General features: G+C 32.5%; 2 protein-coding genes. Both read right to left on the minus strand.

The features are described from left to right. Nucleotides 1-32 precede the first annotated feature (32 nt). Nucleotides 33-980 carry a PorP/SprF family type IX secretion system membrane protein gene (locus ABNT14_RS06460; RefSeq protein WP_101901527.1) on the minus strand — a complete coding sequence of 316 codons (948 nt, stop codon included), beginning with the start codon at nucleotides 978-980 and terminating at the stop codon, nucleotides 33-35. Between the two features lie 3 nt (nucleotides 981-983). Then, nucleotides 984-23,501 carry a T9SS type B sorting domain-containing protein gene (locus tag ABNT14_RS06465; RefSeq protein ID WP_145993548.1) on the minus strand — a complete coding sequence of 7,506 codons (22,518 nt, stop codon included), beginning with the start codon at nucleotides 23,499-23,501 and terminating at the stop codon, nucleotides 984-986. Between the last annotated feature and the right edge of the window lie 5 nt (nucleotides 23,502-23,506).

The raw sequence follows: 23,506 nt of genomic DNA on the forward strand, positions 1-23,506 counted from the left end.
GCTTGAGGATGTTCAATTATTATTTTATTTTTTTAAAAAATAATCATTTTTTGGGTACATCTTGCTAAACTTGGACGTCTATCGTAATCAAAACCAAGTGTTATCATATGACTTCCATAATTAAAATTCTGTGTTTTATTTAAATCGATACTAAAACCGTACGACATATATAAATTATTCTTTTTTAACCCTACTAAAGGTGCAAGAGCATGTGGTTTAAATAGTTGATCATTTAATGAGGTATAACTTAAACCTGCCCAAACATAACCATCATAAATACCTTTTCTCACTTTTACATTCAAATCTGTTCTTGATCTTTTGTCAGATTCATAATATTCTACAAATATAGACGGCTCTATTTCTATTTTATTGCTAATTCTAGCTAAAACATAAGAAGTATAAACAGTGTAACGCCCTAAATCTTCTGGCTCACTTGTTAATAAATTCTCTATTTTTTTATCTAAAATATTATTTGCGTTTACACTAATACTAAAACGTTCGTAACGGTACAACAGTCCTACATCAAAATTAGAATTTGTTTCCGATTTATTAGATACTATTTGTCCTGAATTATTTTGAGAAGTATCAATCCCAAACTGTACAAAATTATAGGTCAATCCGAAGGATAAAAAACTATCGTGAAATTGACTTAGCGTTAAGTGACTTGCCAATGATAATTTAATTCCTTTTTGACTTGTAAACCCATTTTTATCATTAAAAACAGTTAGCCCACCTCCAAAACGCTCTGCCAAACGAGCATCTATAATTAACGATTGTGTATCAGGAGATTCTTTAACCCCAATCCACTGACTTACACCATTTAATCGAACCTTAAATTCCGAGCCAATACCAGCATAACTTGGCGATATCAAAAAAGGATTATCTGCCATATGGCTTACATATTGTGGTAAGTTAATTTCCTGAGCCACTAATTTTACGCTACAAATTAGAATACTTATTGTTATGAATATTTTTCTCATTTTTTATCTGTATAAAGTAAAGTGCCCCATTAATTTTTTCTCTTCACCTGATAATTCATTGTAATAAATGGTGTACCAATAATCTCCTGCTGGTAATGGTTTCCCTTGGTAAGTTCCGTCCCATCCTTGAGTTAATCCTTGGTAGTTTTGAATTTTACGAGCATATCTGTCATAGATATACACTTTTATATTGTGATAATTTTCTACTTCTAAAGGATACCAGAAATCGTTAATTCCGTCACCATCAGGGGTAAATAAATTCAATACGCTTATACTTACATATTTTCCTGTTACAAGTAGCATTACCTCACAACCTCTAGCATCGGTTACTTTAATTTCATATTCTTTGGTTTGTAAAATGGTAAACTCATTGTCTTGTCCATAATCTACTCCGTCAAGAGTAAAGTTATATGGCGGTAAACCAAAATTAACATTGGCTATTAATTTATTTTTCTTAGAATCGTCAATAGTCATTGCTAATGCTTGAATGTCTTGAATATCAAATTCATCCGTAGAAGTTTCTGTACAAGTAGAAGCAGTATGCGTTGCCGTTACTTTATAACTATCGCCTGATGTTACATCTATAAACTCACCTGTTGTATTGGTTAAAGGAGCATTTATACCGTTATCTAAAGTAAAAATTACATCGTCTTTATATTTATCAGCAACCATTGCTTTAACAATGTTTCCTGATTCACAAACATATTCAAAATCGACGGTTACTTGTAAATCAATAGCTTCTGTTGTTGTTTGTGTACCTAACCTTGCTACTGAACAACCTTTATCTTTTCCTCGAACGCTAATCGAATACTTTTTTCCTGCTTTAATTCCTTCATTTGCTCCTAAGGTAATTTGATTTAGAAAATATGGAACTAGCAATTCATCATTGTTTATACTGATGTAATATGGCTGTGTTCCTCCTGTAACATTAACTGTTATTGTTGGTGTTGCATCATTAATACAAACTTGTTGAGTTATCGCTACTGCGGTTATATCTATATTATTTGGTTGTTTAACAGTTACCTCTATAGCTGCTTGTGTACAACCTCTAACATCTTTTACAGTTACATAATATGTACCTGCTTTTAAGTTTGTAAATACGCCATCTTGAACAAATTTATTTGCAGGATATTCAAAACTTGCGGGATCTGAAACAATATTATATTCATAGTGTTTAGTTCCACCTGTTGCCGATGCTGTAATAATACCTGTACTTCCACCATTACAGGTTACATGCTGTGTAACCTTTACATCAGGAATTAAAATTTTTGGTTCTTCTATTTTGTGCTTATTTGTGGTTTCCATTTCACAAACTTCACCAAACCTATTGGTACTTCTTACCTTAATTTTATAGGTTGCTGGTGTTAAGCCTGAAAAAGTATTTGAGGTTTGCCAAACTCCTGTAATTGCTACACCATTTCCTGCTAATAACTGATATTCATAATTTCCAAAACCACCTGTTACTGTTGCCGATAACACTCCGTTGCTATCATCTTTACAAGTAATAAAACCTAAATCTACATTTAAAGTTGCTTTTAAAGGCACATATTCAGCAATTGTAGCGGTTGTTGTTGTTACACACTGCTCAGTATCTTTTACATAAAATGTATTTACCCCTGGGTTAAGCCCTGTAAAAGTATAAGTAGTACTTGCTGATGCTGTATAATTAATTCCATCGGTACTAAATTCGTAAGGTGCTTTTCCACCACCTGCTGTAACCTCAACGCTTGCTGTTGGAATATCACAAGTAATATCTTCTGTAATATTTACAGATGATATTGTTACTTTATTAGGATCTTTAATTTCAACCTTAACATTTTCTAAAGGTCCTGTAGCACAACCGTATTTATTATCAATCACTCTTATTTGATAATTTCCTGCTTGTAAGCCTGTAAAAATATTTGAGGTTTGCTCTAATTCTAATCCACCTAATTCAGTCGGATATTTTAAAATATAACTGTAAATTCTTATTGAAGTATCTTGCGTTTGCCCGCCACCAGTTACGTTTACTTCAATACTCGCATTTTTTTCACCTTCACAAACATTATTTTTAACTTCAGTTTTCACAGTTAATTGTACTCCTTTCACTAATACAAAACTACGAGTTGCTTCACAGTTATTAATATCTCTTACCGTTGCAGTATAGTTTCCTTCTTCTAATTTCTCAAATTTATTATTTTTACTAAAAGGTTTTACTATACCTGCTGTTGCTTCTTCTAATTGATATTCATAATTACCCCAACCGCCATCGGCTTTTAAAATAATACCTCCTTTGCCAGAATTACAACTGATAAACGTTACAATACTACTGTCTAAGTTTAATTCAGGTTGCGTTGGTGGTTCGTTTATGGTAAAATCTTTAGATAAAACATCACATCCAGGAGCATCGGTCATCGTTACTTTTACTTTATAAGTTCCTGCAGTTAAGCCTGAAATCATATTTTGAACTCCGCCTGTTCCGTTTCCTGTAGAATAAACATTTCCTGTTGTTCCATTTACATCTACAACTTCATAAGTATAAGCGCCTGTATAATCAGCATCTGCAATAATAGTTTCAATATCTAAAGTTACTGTTGCTGTTGCTGCATCTGCTGCTGCATCAAAACAAGTTCTTCGAGTATCGCCAATTTTGATATTAAATGTTGGTTTATCTTTTACAGTATGACTTGTTGTGAATATACAATCTGTTGCTGGGTTTGTAATTGTTATGGTATAAACATCAGGATCTAAACCTGTAAATGTTGCAATACCTGTTGTTTTTGTATCAGTATAAGTTGTGTTCGTTCCTTTTATCGTATAAGTTAAGTTTGCGATATTAGGGTTTGCTTTTACAGTAATTGTTTCTTTATTGGTACAATCTAATTTTTGAATTATTTTAATTTCTGCATCTCCTATTTTTTGAAAAGCATCAATAGGAACTGTTGTTGTTGCTGATGAACAATTTTGTGCATCGTAAACCGTAATTGTAACAGTTCCTGCTTTAATATCGTTATTATTATTAACAATATTAAAGGTCAAATCATTTTCATCTTGTTCAATATCATCCGTAGCATCTAAAGGTGTTCCGTTATCATACACAAATACGATTCTGTTAATATTTTGAACTCCTCCAGGAACTGTTCCGCCATTAATTGCATCTGTAACAGTTACCGTTGCCATATTTGTTTGGTTAGTTCCTGTTGTACAAGCAAATTGCGTTACCGATATTTTATTGATATCAATAGTAATTTCTGATTTTTCAACAATCGTTACATCTTTATTTTTTATACAGCCGTTTGTTCCTTTTCCTGTAATAGTATAATTTCCTGCCGATAATCCTTCAAATTTATTTGTTGTTGGATTGAAAGTTCCACTATATGCAATTGCATTAGTAGGATCCGATGTTATCGTATATGTTAAAGGATTAGCTCCGTTTGGAATATAAATAACACCATCAGAACTTCCGTTACAAATATTATTTACAAGTATTTTTGGTTCAAAATCTGGTACTAATTTATCATAAACTATAAAATCTTTTGTAATTGAATTACAGGTACTTTCTGCTTTATTGTCTGTAATTTTCAGAATATACGTTCCTGCATCTGCGATGCTAAAAGTTGGGGGCGTTGTTTTTATAACTGCAACTATGTTAGTCGCATCATTTTTATCAACAACTGAATAATCGAAATCACCACTTCCGCCTGTTACATTTATGATATACTCTGCATTTTCAGTAGTTGTTCCATCAGGTTGACAGGTTAATTTACCCGGCGTTAAATAAAACTCAAGTTCAGGATAAACTGTTACGACATCTGCATTTACTATTTCAGGAGTTCCGACACATCCTTTTACATCATTTACGCTTACCGTATAATCTTCGTTATTATTTACAGATAAATTTTCAAAAGTATGTGTTAAAGAAGTTGTTTTAATACTTTCTTCGATTCCTGCACTATCTTTTAATGTATAAATATATTCCCCTGAACCTCCTTGTGCGGTTACTTTAATTGCTGGTTTTGTATCTGAACAAATATTTGCAATCATTTCTGTTTTAAAAGTAACTGGTTTTGGGTTTACTATAATTTGCTCTTTAGAATATACGTTGTCACATCCTAAAACATCTTTTACCTGAACTTTATAAGTTCCCTCAGGTAAGTTTTTAAAGATGTTATTGCCTTTATTATTTGCAAAATTAATATCAACTGATGAGGCATCTTTTACAACTTCATAAATATTTGTTGTCGTATTTTTTATTTCTAATTGATATTCATAATTACTTCCCCAACCGCCTGTTGCTGTTGCAGTAATTGTTGCATTGTTATCGTTATTACAAGTTATTTCTGATGAAATTTCTGCTGTTACTTTTAATTCTCCTGCTGGAGCATCTTCAATTTTAAATACTGCGGATGTAAAACTACACGCTGTAGCATTATCAATATCTGTAATTTTCACAACGTAACTTCCCGCTTTTAAACCTGAAATTGTAAGCGGGTTTGTTGTTCCTGTTGCTGGTTGTACATTTCCTGATTTTACAGGTGTTAATGAATTTCCAATCGAGTTGAAAACTTCATAATCATACTTTCCTATATAAAATGCTGATGTAAATGCGTTTCCTTTTTGAACATCTATAACCACGCTTCCTGTTGCCGAACCTACACAAGTTGTGTTTTCAACATCAGAATAAAGAACATTATAAACTGGTTCTTTAATTGTATAGGTTTTCGTTATTATACAGTTTGTTATTGGATGTGTAATTGAAACTTCATAATCTCCTAAAGGTAATTTATCAAAAACTACTCCACTACCATCTTGTGGTCTTGGTAATTTTTTAGACAAAATACTTCCATCAAGCTTTGTTATTTCAATAAAAATAACAGGAGCTATTGAAGCGTCTAAATTATCTAATTTAACAGTAACACTTTGCTTATCAACTTCACAAGTTGGTGTATGTGATATTTGAATATCGCTTGGTAGTATCGGTGCAAAAGCAGGGATAGTAACTGTTTTTATATCTGAATCACAACCTTGGTCATCTGTAACTTTAATTTTAACTGTTCCTCCTAAAACATTATCTGTAGTAAATGTAGAATCTAAAATTGGTGCTTCTGCTGTTCCGCCTGTTGGCGTAAATATAAATTCTACATTGTAATTTTTATTTACATCTCCGTTTCCGCCTGAAATTTGATTTTTATCAACAGTTATCGTTGCCTTTGGGTTTGCTACATCACAATTATAAGTAACGTTCTGTATTGCATTTACTCCAATTGTAACTTTATCTAATTGCTCAATTTTTACATCTTTAGATGTCGGACATTCGTTATCTCCTTTTGCTGTTATTGTATAAGTTCCTTTTGGTAAACCTGTGAAAGTTCTTTTTGCTGTATTAAAAGTTTCTTGAGCAGAAGTTAACGTTCCGCCATTTAAACTTATTGTATAAGTTACAGGATTCACTTCTGCTATAAAAACTTCATTAACCGTAATTACGCCATCAGAACTACCAAAACAAATATTATTTGTTGTTGCTTTTAGATTAAAATCTGGCTGTGCAGGTTCATTAACAGTAAACGTTCTTGTTATTGGATTTAAACAATTACCTATTGCTCCTGTATCTGTAATAGTTACAGTATATGTTCCTGCTTCGTTTGTTTTAAATATTTTTGGACTCGTAAAAGTTGTTGTTGCTAGCTCTTCAATATCTCCAGATACTTCATTTTTAACAATTCCATAGGTAAAAGTTCCACTTCCTCCGCTTGCAACGATATTAAACGTTACCTCATCTGTACTAACACATGTTAATAAATCTGTAGAGGTTGGTGTTGGGAAATCAATATTTTCAAAAATTTCTAGTGTATCATTTCCTGATGTTTTTACAGTTCCGTTACACTGGTTTGTATCTTTTACTGTTACCGTATAATTTGCTGCTGGTAAATTTGTAAATGTGTAATCTGCTGTAACTCCTGTTTGTGTTCTTACTATTGCAGGAATTGTATCATCTGTTAAAACATAGGTATAAGTTCCTGTTCCGCCAGAACCTGTTACTGTAATTTCTCCACCGATTTTATTATCACAAGCAGTATCATCTTTTGATACTGTAAATTCTACTTTCTTTGGATTTTCTACTTCTACCTCATCAACAGATTCAACATCACAACCTAAAGCATCTTTTACTTGAACTTTATAAGTTCCTGCAGGTAAGTTTTTAAAGATGTTGTTGCTTCCGTTATTTGCAAAATCATAAATAACATCAGCTCCTAAAGCATCTTTTACTGTAATAGCAGTTCCCAAATTATCTTCCAATTGATATTCATAAGAACTATTCCAACCGCCTGTTGCTGTTGCAGTAATTGTTCCATCTTCTTGCCCAATACAACTTACTTTTGTTGGTGTTCCTGTTACACTTAAATCATCTGTTGGTTCTTTAATTTCAAAGACTTTATATATTGGCAAACAATTTGGAGAATCCGTCATCGTAATTTTAACGGTGTAATTCCCTGCTTTTAAATTTGAAATTGTTTGCTCTCCATTAACTCCTGTTACTTTTATTGGAGGATTAAATGAATTTTTTGATTCATCCAATACTTCATAATCATAAGCACCTGTATAAGGTAATGCTAATCCTGTTTCTTGAATATTTAAAATTGCAGTTCCTCTACCTCCTTTACAAGATACATTTACAGGGTTTGTAATTACTGCATTATAAACTGGTGCAGCTTCTACCGTATGGAATGTTGTTGCATCACAACCTGTTACTGCATCGGTTACTGATATTGTATAATTTCCTGTTGGTAAATCTGTAAATTCTATTGGTGATGTTAATGAATTTACTGGAGTTGAATTATAAGTTGTTCCATTATCATCTACAACTGTAATATCTTTTATCGTTCCTGTAAAACTTACTTTAATACTTTCATTTGCTGAACAAGTTATTTTAGTTGATGGTGTTGCTGATAAATCTAAAATCGGTGCAAAAGCTGGAATTGTTACTTCTTCTTCCGCAGATGAACAACCTTGGTCATCAGAAACGATAATTTTAACTTTTCCTCCTGAAGTGTTATCCGTAGTAAACGTAAAGTTTGATGAAGCGGGTTGAGTTTTTCCTGTTCCGCTTGTTGGCGTAAACACAAATGCTACATTATAATTTTTATTTAGATTTCCGCCTGATATACTATCTTTATCAACAGTTATCGTTGCCGTTGGATTTGTACAACTATACGCAACATCACTTATTGCATTTGCTCCAATTGTAACTTTAGCTGTTTCTGTTATTTCTATTTCAGCATGAACAAATGTACAACCGTTAGTTCCTGTTCCTGTAACAATATATTTTCCTGCTTTTAAACCTTTGAAAGTTTTTGTTGCTTTATCAAAGTTTATTACTGGAGTTGCATTTATCGTATAATCTAAATCATTAATTCCATTTTGTAATTCTGAAATTATAGTAATTACACCTGTTGAACTTCCGTTACAAATACCCGTTGTTGTTGCTTCTGCTTCAAAATATGGCTTAACAGATTCTTCAATAGTAAAGTTTCTTACTATTTCTGAACAAGTACCTGTTACTCCTGTATCTTTAATTGTTATGGTATAATCTCCTGCTACACTTGTTTTAAAAGTTGGTGGAGTTGTTGCTGTTATAACTGTAATGATGTTTGTTGTGTCATTTTTATCAATAACTGAATACGTAAAACTTCCACTTCCGCCACTTACATTTATTTCGTAAGATGCGTCTGTATTATCAATACCATTCGTTTTACATTTTAATTCTGTAACAAGTGTTGGCTCATTAAATACAATATCATCAAAGATTTCTACGGTATCATTTCCTACTGTTTTTACAGTTCCATCACATAAATTCCCATCTTTTACGCTTACCGTATAATTTGCTTTTGATAAACCTGTAAATGTGTATTCTTTATCGGTTATAGTTACTGTTTTTACAACTCCTGAAGTTGTATTTGTTAAAGTATAAGTATAAGGCGCTTTTCCGCCTGATGCTTCTACTTTAATTTCTCCACCTGAAGCATCACAAACCGTATCATCTTTAGTTACTGTAAATTCTACTTGCGTTGGGTTTGCAATTATTATATCATTAGAAGGAACAATACAACCTAAAGTATCTCTTACGCTAACTTTATAAGTTCCATGAGATAAACCTGTAAATACATTATTCGTTGTATTTGTTGTGAAATCTTTTACAATACTATAAATCTTAGTTATTTCATTTTCTTTTTCCAATTGATATTCATAATCACCCCAACCACCTTTTGTTTCGGTTACAGTAATTGTTGCATTTGCATCATCTATACATTGTACTGCTGATGTTTCTTCTGCTTTTACACTTAACGCACCTGCTGGAGCATCTTTAATTTCAAAATCTATTGGGTTAACAGTACAATTTTGAGGATTTGTACCTGCTCCAATTGTTACATTAACCGTATAATCTCCTGCTTTTAAACCTGGAATTTCTTTTGGTGTTCCTGCTGTAATTCCTGTTCCTGTTTTTACAGTTCCTAATATAGTTTCTGTTATTGTATAATCATAATTTCCTGTATAATTATCAACATCAATTTTAATACTTCCTGTACTTGAATTTATACAAGATGTATCTATTTTATCTGAAAGAAGAATAGTATAAGCAGGAATTTCTTTTACTGTATGATAAGTTGTTAATTCACAACCTTTATCATTTTTAATAGTTATCGTGTATTTTCCTACTGGTAAATTTGTAAATACTGTTCCTGATGCTGATGCTGTTGCTGGCGTTGAATCATAATTAATTCCATTAGCATCTACGACTTTAATTTCCGTTGCAATTCCTGTAAATGTTACTTCAATACTTTCATTTGTTGAACAAGTGATTGCTGTTTTTGGTATTGCTAATAAATCTGCAATCGGTGTAAAAGCAGCTATTGTTGCTGATGTTGTTCCTTTACACCCTTGGTCATCATAAACAGTAATATCAACTGTTCCACCTAAAACATTATCCGTAGTAAATTCAAAATTTGATGAAGCGGTTGGTGTTACTACTGCTCCTCCACCGTTTGGCGTAAATACAAATTCTGCTTTTGTATAAGTTCCACTTCCTTCTGTTATGGCTGTTTTATCAACTTTTACAATTGCACTGTTTCTTGTGTTTCCTGTTGTACACGCAAACTCTGTTATACCTCCATTTGCTACCGTTGGTGTAGGTACTGTTATTGCTTTAAATTCTGTTATTATTATATCTTTAATTTCAGTTGTACAACCGTTAGTTCCTGTTGCTGTTACAGCATAGGTATTTGGTGGTAAACCTGTAAATGTATTTGTTATATTATCAAAACTTCCTGCTACTGCTGGATTTATAGTATATGTTAAAGTTTCAGTACTTGTTAATGTTATTGTTCCTGAATTATCCGTAGCACATTTACTATCGGTAAACGTATGCGTAAAACTAGGTTTTATCGGTTCTGATACTGTAAATGTTTTCTCTAATGTACAAGTAAGATTCAGTTTGTCAATAATTTTAATAGTATGACTCCCTGGTGTTAAAGTTGTAGGAAAAGTAACCGTAGTTCCTATAATATCTACAGCTGGTAAAACACCATCTAAACTATATTGATAATTTCCTGAACCTGAACCTGTATTTACAGTTATAGTTGCTGTTGCATTATCCGCTGAATTATTGCTAGTATTACAATCTGGTACTGTTATGTTATCAATATCAAAAGTAATGTCAGGATAAACATTAAAATTAGCAGTAGCAATACAACCGTTTGCATCTTTTACTGTTAATATTTGATTTAAACCATCAGAAACATTCATTGTATGATTCGCTGTGCTTATTGGTACTTGAAAATTAGTTCCATCTAATGAATATTGATAATCTCCAGAACCTCCTGTTGTATTAATATCAATAGTATTTACAGCTCCACAACTATTTACCGTTACAGGGTTAATTGTTGGGCTTTGGCTTACTGTTAAAGTTGCTTTAGGTAATTCAAAAGAACATTGATTTTTATCAGTAACTGTTATTGTTACCTCAACATCTAAAGATTTATCTGTTACATCTGCATACAGTACATCAAAAGTATTTATTCCTGTTGGAATTGTTATTGGTGTTGCTTGTGTTGAATTTGTAATTGCTGTAACCGTATAAGTATAATCTCCAAAACCTCCTGTTACGCCATCAATTCTGATTTGACCAGGTGAAGCACAGGTAATATCTTTTAGTTTATTTAAGTTACCAACAAAAGGAGTTCCTTTAAATATTTGGACATCTTTACTTCCCCATTTACAAACATTAGGAACTGTACCATTATTTGCATCTTCAATAACAATAAAATATAAACCAGATGACAACCCTTGTAATAAAGGCTCTGGTACTATTGTTGAATTTAATGTAAAAGGATATCCTTGTGTATTTGATATTGTACCATTTATTCCTGCTAAAGGAATATCATTAAGACCATCATATAATTGCCAATTTAATTCTTTACCATTTAAAACGCCATCAGTATCTTCTATTTTAAATGATAATTCACCATTATTAATTCCAGAACATGATTGACTTGTAACTATTGGTGTTATAGCAACATCAAAATCTGATGCAGGAGTCATTGCCTGATCTTTTGCTTCAGCAATACAACTAGTACTTTTATCTCTTACATAAAAATCATACTCGACTTCAGGAATTATATTTGTAAATATTTTTCTTCTATAATTAGAACCAGGGTCATTTGTATTAGTTGCTGATAAAGTAGGGTCTTCAGCATCATACCAAGTTAAAAAACCTGGAACTGTTGATGGATTAATAGGGTCTGGCGTTAAAGAGAACTCAAAAGGACCAACTCCTTGAATTGCCTCAACAGTAACTGTATATCCTGTTGTACAATCACCTGCAATTACTGTAATGGCTATTTTTACACCATTTACACTATAGGGCATCACAAAAAGACCGTTGTTTAATTGACAACCTCGTACAGTACCATCTGCATTTAAAATTCTAATTGCTGGTGTATGTTGTGAACCTGGGGCTAAATTTCTTATACTATATAAATTATCTCCAGGTGTTGGATGTGGCGCTACACTTAATGAAGACGTAAGCGTATTCATATTTGTCCAACCTGTACCGTTATCTCCATCTAAAGTGTATTGTAAAGTATAAGGAGCGTAATCAGCTAAAGTTAAACTTCCAAAATTAAAGTCAAAACCTGTATTTGCTATATCTGTAGTACAATTATCTGGTAAGACAGGTTCAATATTAAGAACTATTGATGGTAATTCTATTAAATCAAATGTTTTAATATCTGTACAAGTAAGATTATCTGTAATTTCTACTTTGTAACCTGTTCCCGCAGGAATATTATTAAAGCTAAATTCTGGTAACGTGTGATTGGTTAAAGTTTCTATTACAGTATTTAAATTATCTTTTAATGTAATTGTAAAAGGAGCTTGCCCAGTGTTTGCAGTAATTTTACCATCAATACTTCCTTTATTTCCATTACATTGTGGTTGATTTTCTGTTGTTGTAATTTTAACAGGCGTTATTTTATCTATTTTAATGTTTGATAAAACAACTGGACACGCATTTGCACCGCCATTTTTATCTTGAACGGTAACCGTATAAGTTTCTGGCTGTGTTATTGTTATTTCATCTCCTAAAATTGAAGTACCTGCCGATGGTGTTATTGTATATTTATAATCCGCATCACCGCCGTTTGGTATAATTACAATTTTACCATCTTTACAACTAATATTTGTAGCTGTATGCGTAGCCGATAATTCAGGGTAAATAGTTACTTTATCACTTACTTCACAATTCGATTTATCTCTTACTGTAATTGTATGTTCTTTTGGCGATAAACCTGTAAGTGTGTATGTTTCAGTTGTTGCCGTAGTTGATGTTGGCGTTAAATTTTGCCAAGTACCCGTATTTGTTTTAATTTGATAATTACCATTTCCAGCTGTTATTTCAACAACGATAGTTCCGTTAGTTCCGTCATAACAATATTCTGGCGTTAATTTAAATTCGATGTCTTCCTTCTGATTAACAACAACCGTAACAGGATCTGACTTACAACCTGTTCCGTTTTTATCCGTAGCAACAACTGTATAAGTTCCTACTGTAATTCCTGTTAATGTATTTCCTAAAGAAGTATTTGTATTATCAAATAATTCATAAGTATAAGGAGAAGTTCCTTTTGTTCCTATGGCTTTTATAGTTGCTCCAACTTCTGTTCCTGTTGCACTACACGTAATTTCTTGTTCTACTGTTGCGGTAACTTTTACTTTATCAGGATTATCTAATTTTTCTGTTGATACAATAACTTCACAAAGTGGTGCTGTATTATTTTGTCTTACTTTAACATCATACGTTCCGTCTGCTAAAGCTGATTCAGTAACAATATTTGTAGCTGCACTTTTCCAAGTTCCTCCATTATCCGTAGAATATTCATACGGCAATGTTGCATTTACAGCTTCAATAGTAATACTACCATCAGATGCTCCAAAACATGTCGGGTTTACCGTATTGGTTACTTTTGCATCGAATTTTTTATCATTTGCTACAATTACATCAATATCTGTAAAACAATCACTTCCATACCCTACAGATACCGTATAAGAACCTGCATCTAAATCAGCAAAAACATTTGGATTAGCTCCTGTTTGTGGCGTTGCTCCGTCTAGGCTATATGTATATATTATTGGCAATACTGCCGATGGAGTTGCTGTTACTGTAATCGTTCCTTTCCCTTCACAATTATAAGCTACCGATTTTGTTAATGTTGGTGCTGTTGGTAATGGATTAATTGTAACATCGTTTAAAGATATTTCACAATTATTAGCATCTTTTACTTTAATATTATAAGTTCCTGCATCTAAATCTAACTGCTGATTTCCTACAACTGGTGTAAAAGCTGTAACAGGTGTTCCATCTAATTTATAAGAAAAAGTATAAACGCCTGTTCCTCCTTTAGGGTTTACAAAATCAATTCCTCCTTTTACTGTTTTACAAGTAAAATGTATCGGTGTTGAATCTCCATCTTTTTCTAATTTATCTGGAGCTTCAATTGTTTGATTTGTAATTTCAGAAGTACAATTATTTGCATCTGTAACAGTAATTTTATAAGTTCCATCAACTAAATCAGCAATTGTATGTGTGTTTCCTACTACAGTAATCGATGTTGCTGCTGGAGTTATATCTTTTGTTCCATCATTTAAAACATAAGTGTAATTTGCTTTTCCTCCTGATATTTCAAAAACAAGACTACCAGTTTCACCAAAACAATTTGGTTGTATTGGCGTTTTTGCTGTTGCTGTTAAATCTGCAATTTTAGTTATTGTTCTTTGTCTTTTAAATTCACAATAACCTGCATTTCCGTTATTATCTCTTACATAAATATCATATTTTCCTTCGGATAAACTAACTGTTGTTAGTGGATTTGTTATTGCTATAAAAGTAGTAGGTACAGGACTTCCTTCAGATACAACGGCATACACATAATCTGTTCCGCTTGCTCCTGCTACGTTTTCTATTATCAAGCTTCCATCATTACAGTTTGCTTGTGTTTTTCTTAGTGTTGCTGTAATTTTTGCATTAATTATAATATCTTTTACTTCCAATTCACAACCAAAACCATCTGTTACAGTTACGGTGTAAGTTCCTGCGGATAAATTAGGAATTGTATGTGATTTTCCTGTTATATTTCCTGTTATATTTCTTGTTCCTGTTAAAGCAAAATTATAAGTTCCGTTTCCTTTGGTAACATCTAGTGTAATTGACGCATCATTTCCTGTATGACAAGCTGATGGTGTTGCTGTAAATTCAACATCTTTTTTATCAGCAATAGTTATAGGAAAAGCTATCGATTCACATCCTAATTTATCTTTTGCTACAACATTATATTTTCCTGCGGATAAACCTGTAAGAGTTGAGCTTATAACTTTAGGACTTAATGAATTTCCTGAATTATCCAAAGATTCAACAGTATAAGTATAAGCTCCACCATTTCCACCACTTGCTGTTGGTGTTATCGTACTTGTTGTTGAAGTACAAGTAATTTGTGTATGTGGTGCTTTTGTAACTTCTACTTTACTTGGATTTATTAATTCCGAAGCTGTTAAACTAACATCACAAGTTGATGGCGATGTTGCACTTGGTCGAACTTTTATAGTATGAGTTCCTGCACTAAATCCATCAATTTTAAACGGATTTGTATTTGCATCTTTCCAAGTTGTTCCATCTATAGAATATTGAAATTTATTAATTGTATTTGGTGTTCCTTGATTCGTTGTATAATACGTTTTTACAGTTATACTTCCTGTATTTTCGTTATTACATTTCGGGTTTTCAAATGTTGATACTTCAGCATTAAAAATACTGTTCTTTAACACTCTTCTATATTCACCAAAAACACAATCATTTCCATATTTAACTTCATAATATAATATATTAGGATAATTCATACTTACATTAGTAAATACATTATTCCCTAGTTGTTCTATTTTATAAGTAGAACCGCTAACATTTTCTAAAATATAAGTATATGAAGAATCTTTAGGTAATATTGTTACATTAAATGTTCCATCACAATTCGCTATATATTCATATTTAAAATCTGGTTGTGTTGGATAGGCTATAGTAATATCTTCTAATTCTTTCTCACAACCATTTATATCTAAAACTTTTGTTTTATAAGTTCCTTCTGATAACCCTGAAACCGAATTACCTATAACTATGGTATAATTTGTATCAGTTTTAAGTTTATAATAAAAAGTATAATTTCCTGTTACTGGGTCTGGTGTTCCACCAGTAGGATTTGTAAATGTAATTACTCCTTTTACATTCTGAGACGAAGATTTTGGACAAGAAATATCTGTTCCTTCAGCTTTTCCATCTTTTAATGCTGATGGCACAATAATTTTTTCCTTTTTTTCTGATGTACAAGTATTTGCATCTACAACTTTAATAGTATAAGTATCCGCAACTAAATTTTCAAACTTATAACTTAATACACTTCCTGTTTTTGTTTGTGCTGGTGTTGTTGCTGCTGAACCTGTTAAAGTTACGGTATAAGCTGCTTTTCCTCCTGAAACTGTTACATTTATTATTCCTTTGTCCTTGCTACATTTTGGTTGTATAGCCGTTACAGTATCTATTGTTAGATTTGGTATTTTAGTTACTTTATTGGTTGTAAATATTGCTTGACAATAATCCGTACCTAAAGTTCCTGTTCCTCCATTATCTCTTACATAAATATCCCAAGTTCCTGCGGTAATTGTTGTAGGTGCTGGTGATTTAAAAGCTGCATCTGCTGGAACTCCTGTTCCACTAGTTACAACCGCATAAACGTAATTTGTATCTTTTCCTCCTGATGCTGTAATTGTTAAATCTCCAGGATTACAAGTTTGCTGTGTTGTTGTTGCTAAAATTGTTAAGTTCTCATTAATTATAACATCTTCTGTTTTTGAACAACCAAAACCATCAGTAACAGTTACTTTATAAGTTCCTGCGGATAAACCAGAAATTGTATGTACAGTTCCTGTTACACTTCCTGTTTTTATTATTGATGTTCCTTTAGCTACACTAAAAGTAAAATTAGCATCGTTTCCTTTAATATCTGTAAGTTCAATTGAGGCATCACTTCCTGTATGACAAACAGATGGTGTTGCGGTAAAAGTTACTGTTTTTGGTGCTTTAATTTCTATTTTAAAAGAATCTGATTTACATCCTAATTTATCTGTTGCAATTATGGTGTATTTTCCTACTGATAAATTTGTAAATGTATCACCTTTAGATGTTCCTGCATTATCAAATAATTCAAAAGTATAAGGCGCTCCATTTCCTCCACTTGCTGTTGGCGTTATAGTTGCTCCTGTATTTGGATTACACGTAATTTCTTTAGTTAATGTTTTTGTTGATAAATCTACAATTACTTCTGATGCTGGCGCTGTTAATTTTATTGCATTTGAATCAACTTCACAACCTCCTAAATTTTGACGAACTTCTATTATATGATTTCCTGCACCAAATGTATCAATTATAACTTCATTTGAAGCTACAGGAATCCAAGTTGTTCCATCTGTAGAATATTCAAAAGAATTTACAGCCACCGAGCCAAAAGAAGCGACAACTTTAATTTTTCCGTCTGTTCCGTCTTTACATTTTGGGTTTTCAACAAAACTAGCCACCGCCGTAAATTTCTGATTATCTTTCACCTCAACAATAACATCCGTAGTACAATCGCTTCCATAATTTACAGAAACCGTATGATCTCCTACTTGTAAATTAGTAAATACATTTGGATTAGCTCCTGTTTGTGGTGTTGCTCCGTCTAGGCTATATGTATAACTAACATCAAAAGGCCTTACTGTAATCGTTCCTTTTCCATCACAATTATAAGCTACCGATTCTATTAATGTTGGTGCTGTTGGTAAAGGTTTTATTGTAACATCATTTAAATTTATTTCACATTTATTTGCATCTACTACTTTCGTTACATAAGTTCCTTCAAGTAAACCTGTTGCTATATTTCCTGTAACTACACTATAATTTACAACAGAAGGATCTTTTACTTTATAATAAAAAGTATAAGGTTTTGTTCCTCCCGTAGGGTTCATAAAATTAATTCCACCTTTTGCTGTTACTGCTTTACATGTAAAATGTATAGGTGTTGCATCTGCATCTTTTTCTAGTTTCTCAGGAGCTTTAAAAATTTCTTGAGTAAATTTAGCAGTACAACCACTAGCATCAGTAACCTCAATTACATACTTCCCTGGGTCTAAATTATCTATTGCATAGGAAACATAATCATCGATTACTTTAGGATTTAATCCATTTAAAGTATAAGTAAATGGCGCTAGACCGTTACCTCCTACTGAAAAATAAATAGTTCCTTTTTCACCAAAACAGTTTGGTTGTCTTGGTGGTCTTTTTGTACCAACAAGAAGACGAATGCTTTTATAAAATCTTTTGGTTTCTCTATACTCACAAAAACCAACATTCCCTCCATTATCTCTTATATAAATATCATAGTTTCCTGCCGATAAATCACCACTTTTAGTCGATGGATTCGTTATTGGTTTAAAATCGGTATTTGTTGGTGTTGCGTCTTTTAGAACAACAGCATATACATAATTTGTATTGCTACCTCCTTTTACATCTGTAATTGTAAAAAATCCTTTTTTACACGTTTCAGGTGTTGGTGTTACTGTAGCTGTTAACTTCGGATAAACAGTAAGCGTACTTACTGGCGATTCACAACCGCCTCCATTTTTTGTTTTTACCTGATAATCTTTAGCCGTAGTAGTTGGCAATGCTAATCCGTTGGTAGTATCAAATACAAACGTTGCATTATTTGACGTTTGCCAAGTAGTTCCATTATCAATAGTAAATTGATATGGCGCTGTTCCTGTTGTTGTAATTTCAATTTTAGGGTCGGTACAGCTATCTATAACTGTTGCCGTATGTGTTGCTGCTACTGCAGCTGTTACCTCAATATCTTTAAGAACACAAGTAGCTCTTACAATTTCTATTTTTACGGCATCAATAAAGTTACCAGTACTTTTATGACCTGTTGCTGTACTTACAGCATCAAAAGAAATTACCGTTGTTGTTTGACCCGCTGGCACAATATAAGTTCCTGAATATTCTTTCCAAGTTTTACCGTCAGACATTGTTTCTTTAATCACTGCAGTCGCAAGGCTCTTCCCTATTTTTACAGTAGCTACATCACGCCCTAACCTACCTCTATGAGCTACAGACCAATTAATTACATCACCTGGTTTTGTACAAAACTCTTGATATAAAGAACCTGGTGAATTAGCGTTTAATTCAACAAAATTATCACCCTGATAAGAAGGAACATTTTCAAAATTATTTTTGTACCAAAGTTCCATTTCATTATCGGCTGCGGTAGTTTCCCATCCTGTAAAATTAGATTCATCTGCTATATAAGGATAATAGCCTGTAAAATAACGGTCTTCAAAACTTCCATTTTCAAAAGGATTATCGGTACAACCACATTCATCACATTTTTTACTATCCAATAACATTACCTGGTATTTTGTAGCGCTTACTGCTACATCAGTATATATATATTGGTTGCTTGCATTTGCATTTTGCCAAGTAACACCTTTATCAATACTAAATTTATAAGGAGGTGTTCCTCCTGTTGCTTCTACAGTAATTGTTGCCCCTGTTACACAAGTTGCAGGCGTTGTAATACCTGTATTTATTAATTCTAGTTTAGTCGGCTCGCCTATGGTATGTTTACCTAAATCAATTTCACAAGTAAGTTGATTAGGTGCTGTTCCTATTGTTTCTCTAATTTTTAAATCGTAATCTCCTTTTGCTAGCCCTACAATTCGATATGGATTATCTCCTGTTTCTTCCCAAGTAGTTCCACCATCAGTAGAATACTCATAGCTTCCTCCTTGAAAATTATTTGCATCAATAGTTACTGTTCCATTATCAGAACCAGAACAATCACTGTCTGTTTTACTGATAAAACGCCCTGAAAATGGTTGCCCATAAAGAGATACATACGGGGTTTTTACAGTACAAGATTTACCATATTTTATGCTAAATTTATACCAATCTTGAGCTACATTTTTAAATACATTACTAGCTTGAAAATTTATACCATCTATACTATAGGTATAAGAAGCATCCTTTGGTGTTATGATAACTGTTGCTGTATTACCACAAATTAATATTTCATGTTTTATAGTTGGCTCTGTTGGTAAAACATCAATAGTAACGGTATCTAAAGCTAAAGAACAACCATTTTTATCTTCTACCTTTGTATTGTATGTTCCTGCAACAGGAACTGAGGCTGTATTTCCAGTGGTTACTGTTGTAAAACTAGTATCGGAAGCAAGTTTATAAAAATACGTAAAAGGTGCTTTTCCTCCTGTTGGCGCAGTAAACGTAATTGTTCCTATTGGATTATTTTGAGTATTTGCAGTACTACATTCTAAACCTGTAGCAACTGCACCACCTGCCGATAAACCTCCAGTTTCTGTAATAGCAATATTTTGTATTTGGTAATTACATTGATATGTTCCTTTGGTTGCTCTAATATAAACGGTATATAATGTTGATGCTGTTGTAGCATCTAAGGTATCAAAAGTATTTAATAGCTGCCAATTAGCATTATCAATACTATATTCTAATTTATAACCTGTTGTATTATTAGTAACATCAACTGTTATAGTTCCTTTCTTATTACAATTTACTTGGGTTTCTGTATGTGAAAATTGCAAAGGCGCTTCTACGCTAATTGTAGCGGTTGCCGTTGCTGTACAGTTTTTACTATCGGTAACCTCAAAAATATAATCACCCTCTTTACCATTTACCACATTATATGTTGTATCTGTAAAATAGGTTTTTGGGCTAACAGCGACTCCATTTATTGATAATAATGCGTATGAGTATTTGTCGCCTGTAGTATTTGGTACGCCATTAGCTCCTGCTAAAGTTATTATTCCATCAGATGAACCTGCAGTACAGGTAATATTTTTAGTTGCTACTGCGGTTAATGTAAGCGGAGTTGGTTTAATAACTCTGGTTGTTTTTGTCTCTGTACAAGTAGTCGTAGTAGTTGCTACCTTTACACTATACAATCCTGCATTTGTTACCTCAAAAATTACACTTCTGTCAGGAGTTGCTGCCTTAGTTTCAATAACTCCACCAACATTATTTAATAATGTATAAATATAATCGCCTGGTAAAGTACCGTTTACTTGTGCTATTATTCTTGCTTTTCCATCACAGCTTGTAGTAAATTCAGGGGCAACTGTTAAATCTAGTGCTTGTTCATCTATTTTTACTATATAATTAAAACTACAAGATGCAAGTGTTGATCCTTTTAATTTAATTGTTATATCATAATTACCAACTTCAGATAAATTTTTAAATTCATTGCTATTTTGAAAACCATTAACAGGTATTGTATTTCCACTAGGTGCAGTCAATTTATATTCGTAACCACTTGGCACACCATTTACGATAACACTTCCATTAGCTCCACAAACAATATTTTTTTTATCAAACTTAGGATTTAAAGCTCCTGAAAACACATTAAAATAATACGTTGCAGGACATTGTCCATCGTATAAAACTTCTAATTTATATTGTCCTTTTTTATCGAATTTCTTTGATAATTCTCTACCTGTTTTAGTACCTATTTCATCCCAAGAACAATTTGTTCCAATATTAGCACAATTACTTGTTGATGGTAACTCTGTTGGTTTTGTTGCATCACATGGTTTTGTTTCATCTAATTTAGACCATTTTACTTCCGTTGCTAAACTTGCCCCAAAAGGTAAAATTATTTCTCTAAAATCAGCTGTTCCACATAAATATATTTCAGATAATTCAAAACCATTACAAATAGGTAACACCTGATTTACAAAAGGTTTTAAAGGATTTGTCGCTAAATTAGAACCAACTATATTTATAATTTCTGTTTTATCTGTACAGCCGTTTGGTGCTATTGAAGTTACCTGATAAGTTCCTGCTTTTGTTGCTTTATAATTTTGAGTTGTAGCTAATACTATTGCTGGTTTTGCAATATTTATCCACTCATACGAGTCAAAACCTGCTCCTGCACTTAGTTCAACATCGCCACCACAAAGTAATTGTATAGAACCTTTACAGTTACTTGTATCTATTACAAAATTTGTTGTTCCTTGAACTCCTAAATTACACGTAGGTTCTAAACCGGCATAACTTGCTGTTGTTAAGGTATTATACCCCGGAACATAACCTGGGTTTGAAGCATCTAATTTTGATTCATCTCTTTCATAAGTAGCAAATGCCTGATTTTTTACTTTATTCGAACAAGCATCTCTTAATTTACTACAATCAGAAGTTGCATTTACTTTTATTTTGATAGTATATTCTGCACCATTTATTTTAACTAAATCATCGGGTACGGTAAAGGTTAATTTTCCACCGCCACCGTTTAAAACTGTTGATGCTTCGTAGGTATAACTTATACGAGAATCAGAAACTTCAATATTGCCTAAAACATCTTCAAAATCTACAGTTGTTTTTAATTCGTCAACAATTACCGTGTTTTTGGCATTATCAGTACCAATATTTTGAAAGGTAATATTATAATACACCTCACCTCCTAAGGCTACTTCTGATGTAATAGGTGTATTTGTAGCATCTACGGCTGTTTTCACTAATTTAATTTCAGGCTCTACAACCTCAACAGACATCGCATTTAAAAATGGCCAATAAACATCTCCTCCTGTAGTAAACTTAACATCTAAAGATGTTTCATTATTACCTATAATACTATTATTTGGGTTATTTATTTTAATATGATCTATATCAAAACCAAGGGTATTGGTACTCGCTGGGTTTCTGCCAGCTAAATAAGTATCAAAAACACTAATAGACCCATTAAAAAAATTATCTTGAGGACTAATAGTGTTAAATACATTTACATAATTGTTTGCTGCATTTTTAATTTGATAATTATCCCCTGGAATTGCTTTATCCCCTTCTAAGGCAGCCATTATTAACTCTACATTAACAGGTCCTTTTGGTATGGTTTTAAAATTCAAAAAAGTTATTTCCGCTTCATTTGCTGGAGTTATTACATTACCACTAGCATCTTTTGTTTCTCCATGTATATCTGCAAATCCATCAAAAACTGAAAACTTCTTACTTGACTCATTATCATTTTCATAAACTACAATCATTACCCAACCAGAAGCACCTCCTAAACCTCTATAATGATCGACTCCTCTAGTAGCTCTAATATTTGCTGCTGTATAGACTCCGTTAGGGTTTACTTCTGCTTGTACTTCAGTCGTTATATCTTTAAAACAGATATAAGGCTCATTGTTATTGTAAATAGTTTCATCAGCTGTTATATTTTTATACGTAGTTGATGAAGGATATTTGAATTTTATCTTATCATAATCATCCGACCTTAAGGGATTCGTTGTTGTAAGCCAATGTTCTCTTGGATATACACCTGCCCAATACAACCCTGCATAAGCTACACGTGAACAATTAGGTAAACTTAAAGTAGATGTGCTTGATGAAAAAGTATCATCTTTTCCATCTCCATTCTCATCAACAGAACCATCAACATCAACATAATCCATGTAAGCAGAACCATTACCTAAATCTTGTCTTATATTACCATTTTGATATATATACAAATCTAAATCATATGAGTCATTTGGCATCTCATTTCCTGTATAAACACTACCATTATTCAAAATATAAGGATAGCGATATAAATCAAATGCTTTATTTAACTCTCTAAAATCTCTAGTTTTTTTAACATCAACACTAAGGTTATTATTCCCTATAAAAGTCATATTACCTCGCAAAGTTAAATCCATACCTGCTGAGCTTTTATCAATATCACTTTGCGTAAAACCTGCTGCGGCACGTTGCCCTAATGATAAAGGCATTGTTCTTTCCATCATTACACTCTCACCTTCTCTTAAACGCTCTAATGAAGCATCTATTTTTTGCGAGAATGAAATTAGTGTAAAGAATAAACTAGCTAGTAAAAGTATTTTTTTCATCATAT

Origin of the sequence: Tenacibaculum dicentrarchi, from assembly GCF_964036635.1 — a bacterium.
In the GTDB taxonomy this organism is placed as follows: Bacteria; Bacteroidota; Bacteroidia; order Flavobacteriales; family Flavobacteriaceae; genus Polaribacter; species Polaribacter dicentrarchi.

What these genes read in the sequence shown, in the direction of transcription:
- ABNT14_RS06460 (WP_101901527.1), bottom strand. Translation starts at nt 980, where the DNA reads ATGAGAAAAATATTCATAACAATAAGTATTCTAATTTGTAGCGTAAAA.
- ABNT14_RS06465 (WP_145993548.1), bottom strand. Translation starts at nt 23,501, where the DNA reads ATGAAAAAAATACTTTTACTAGCTAGTTTATTCTTTACACTAATTTCA.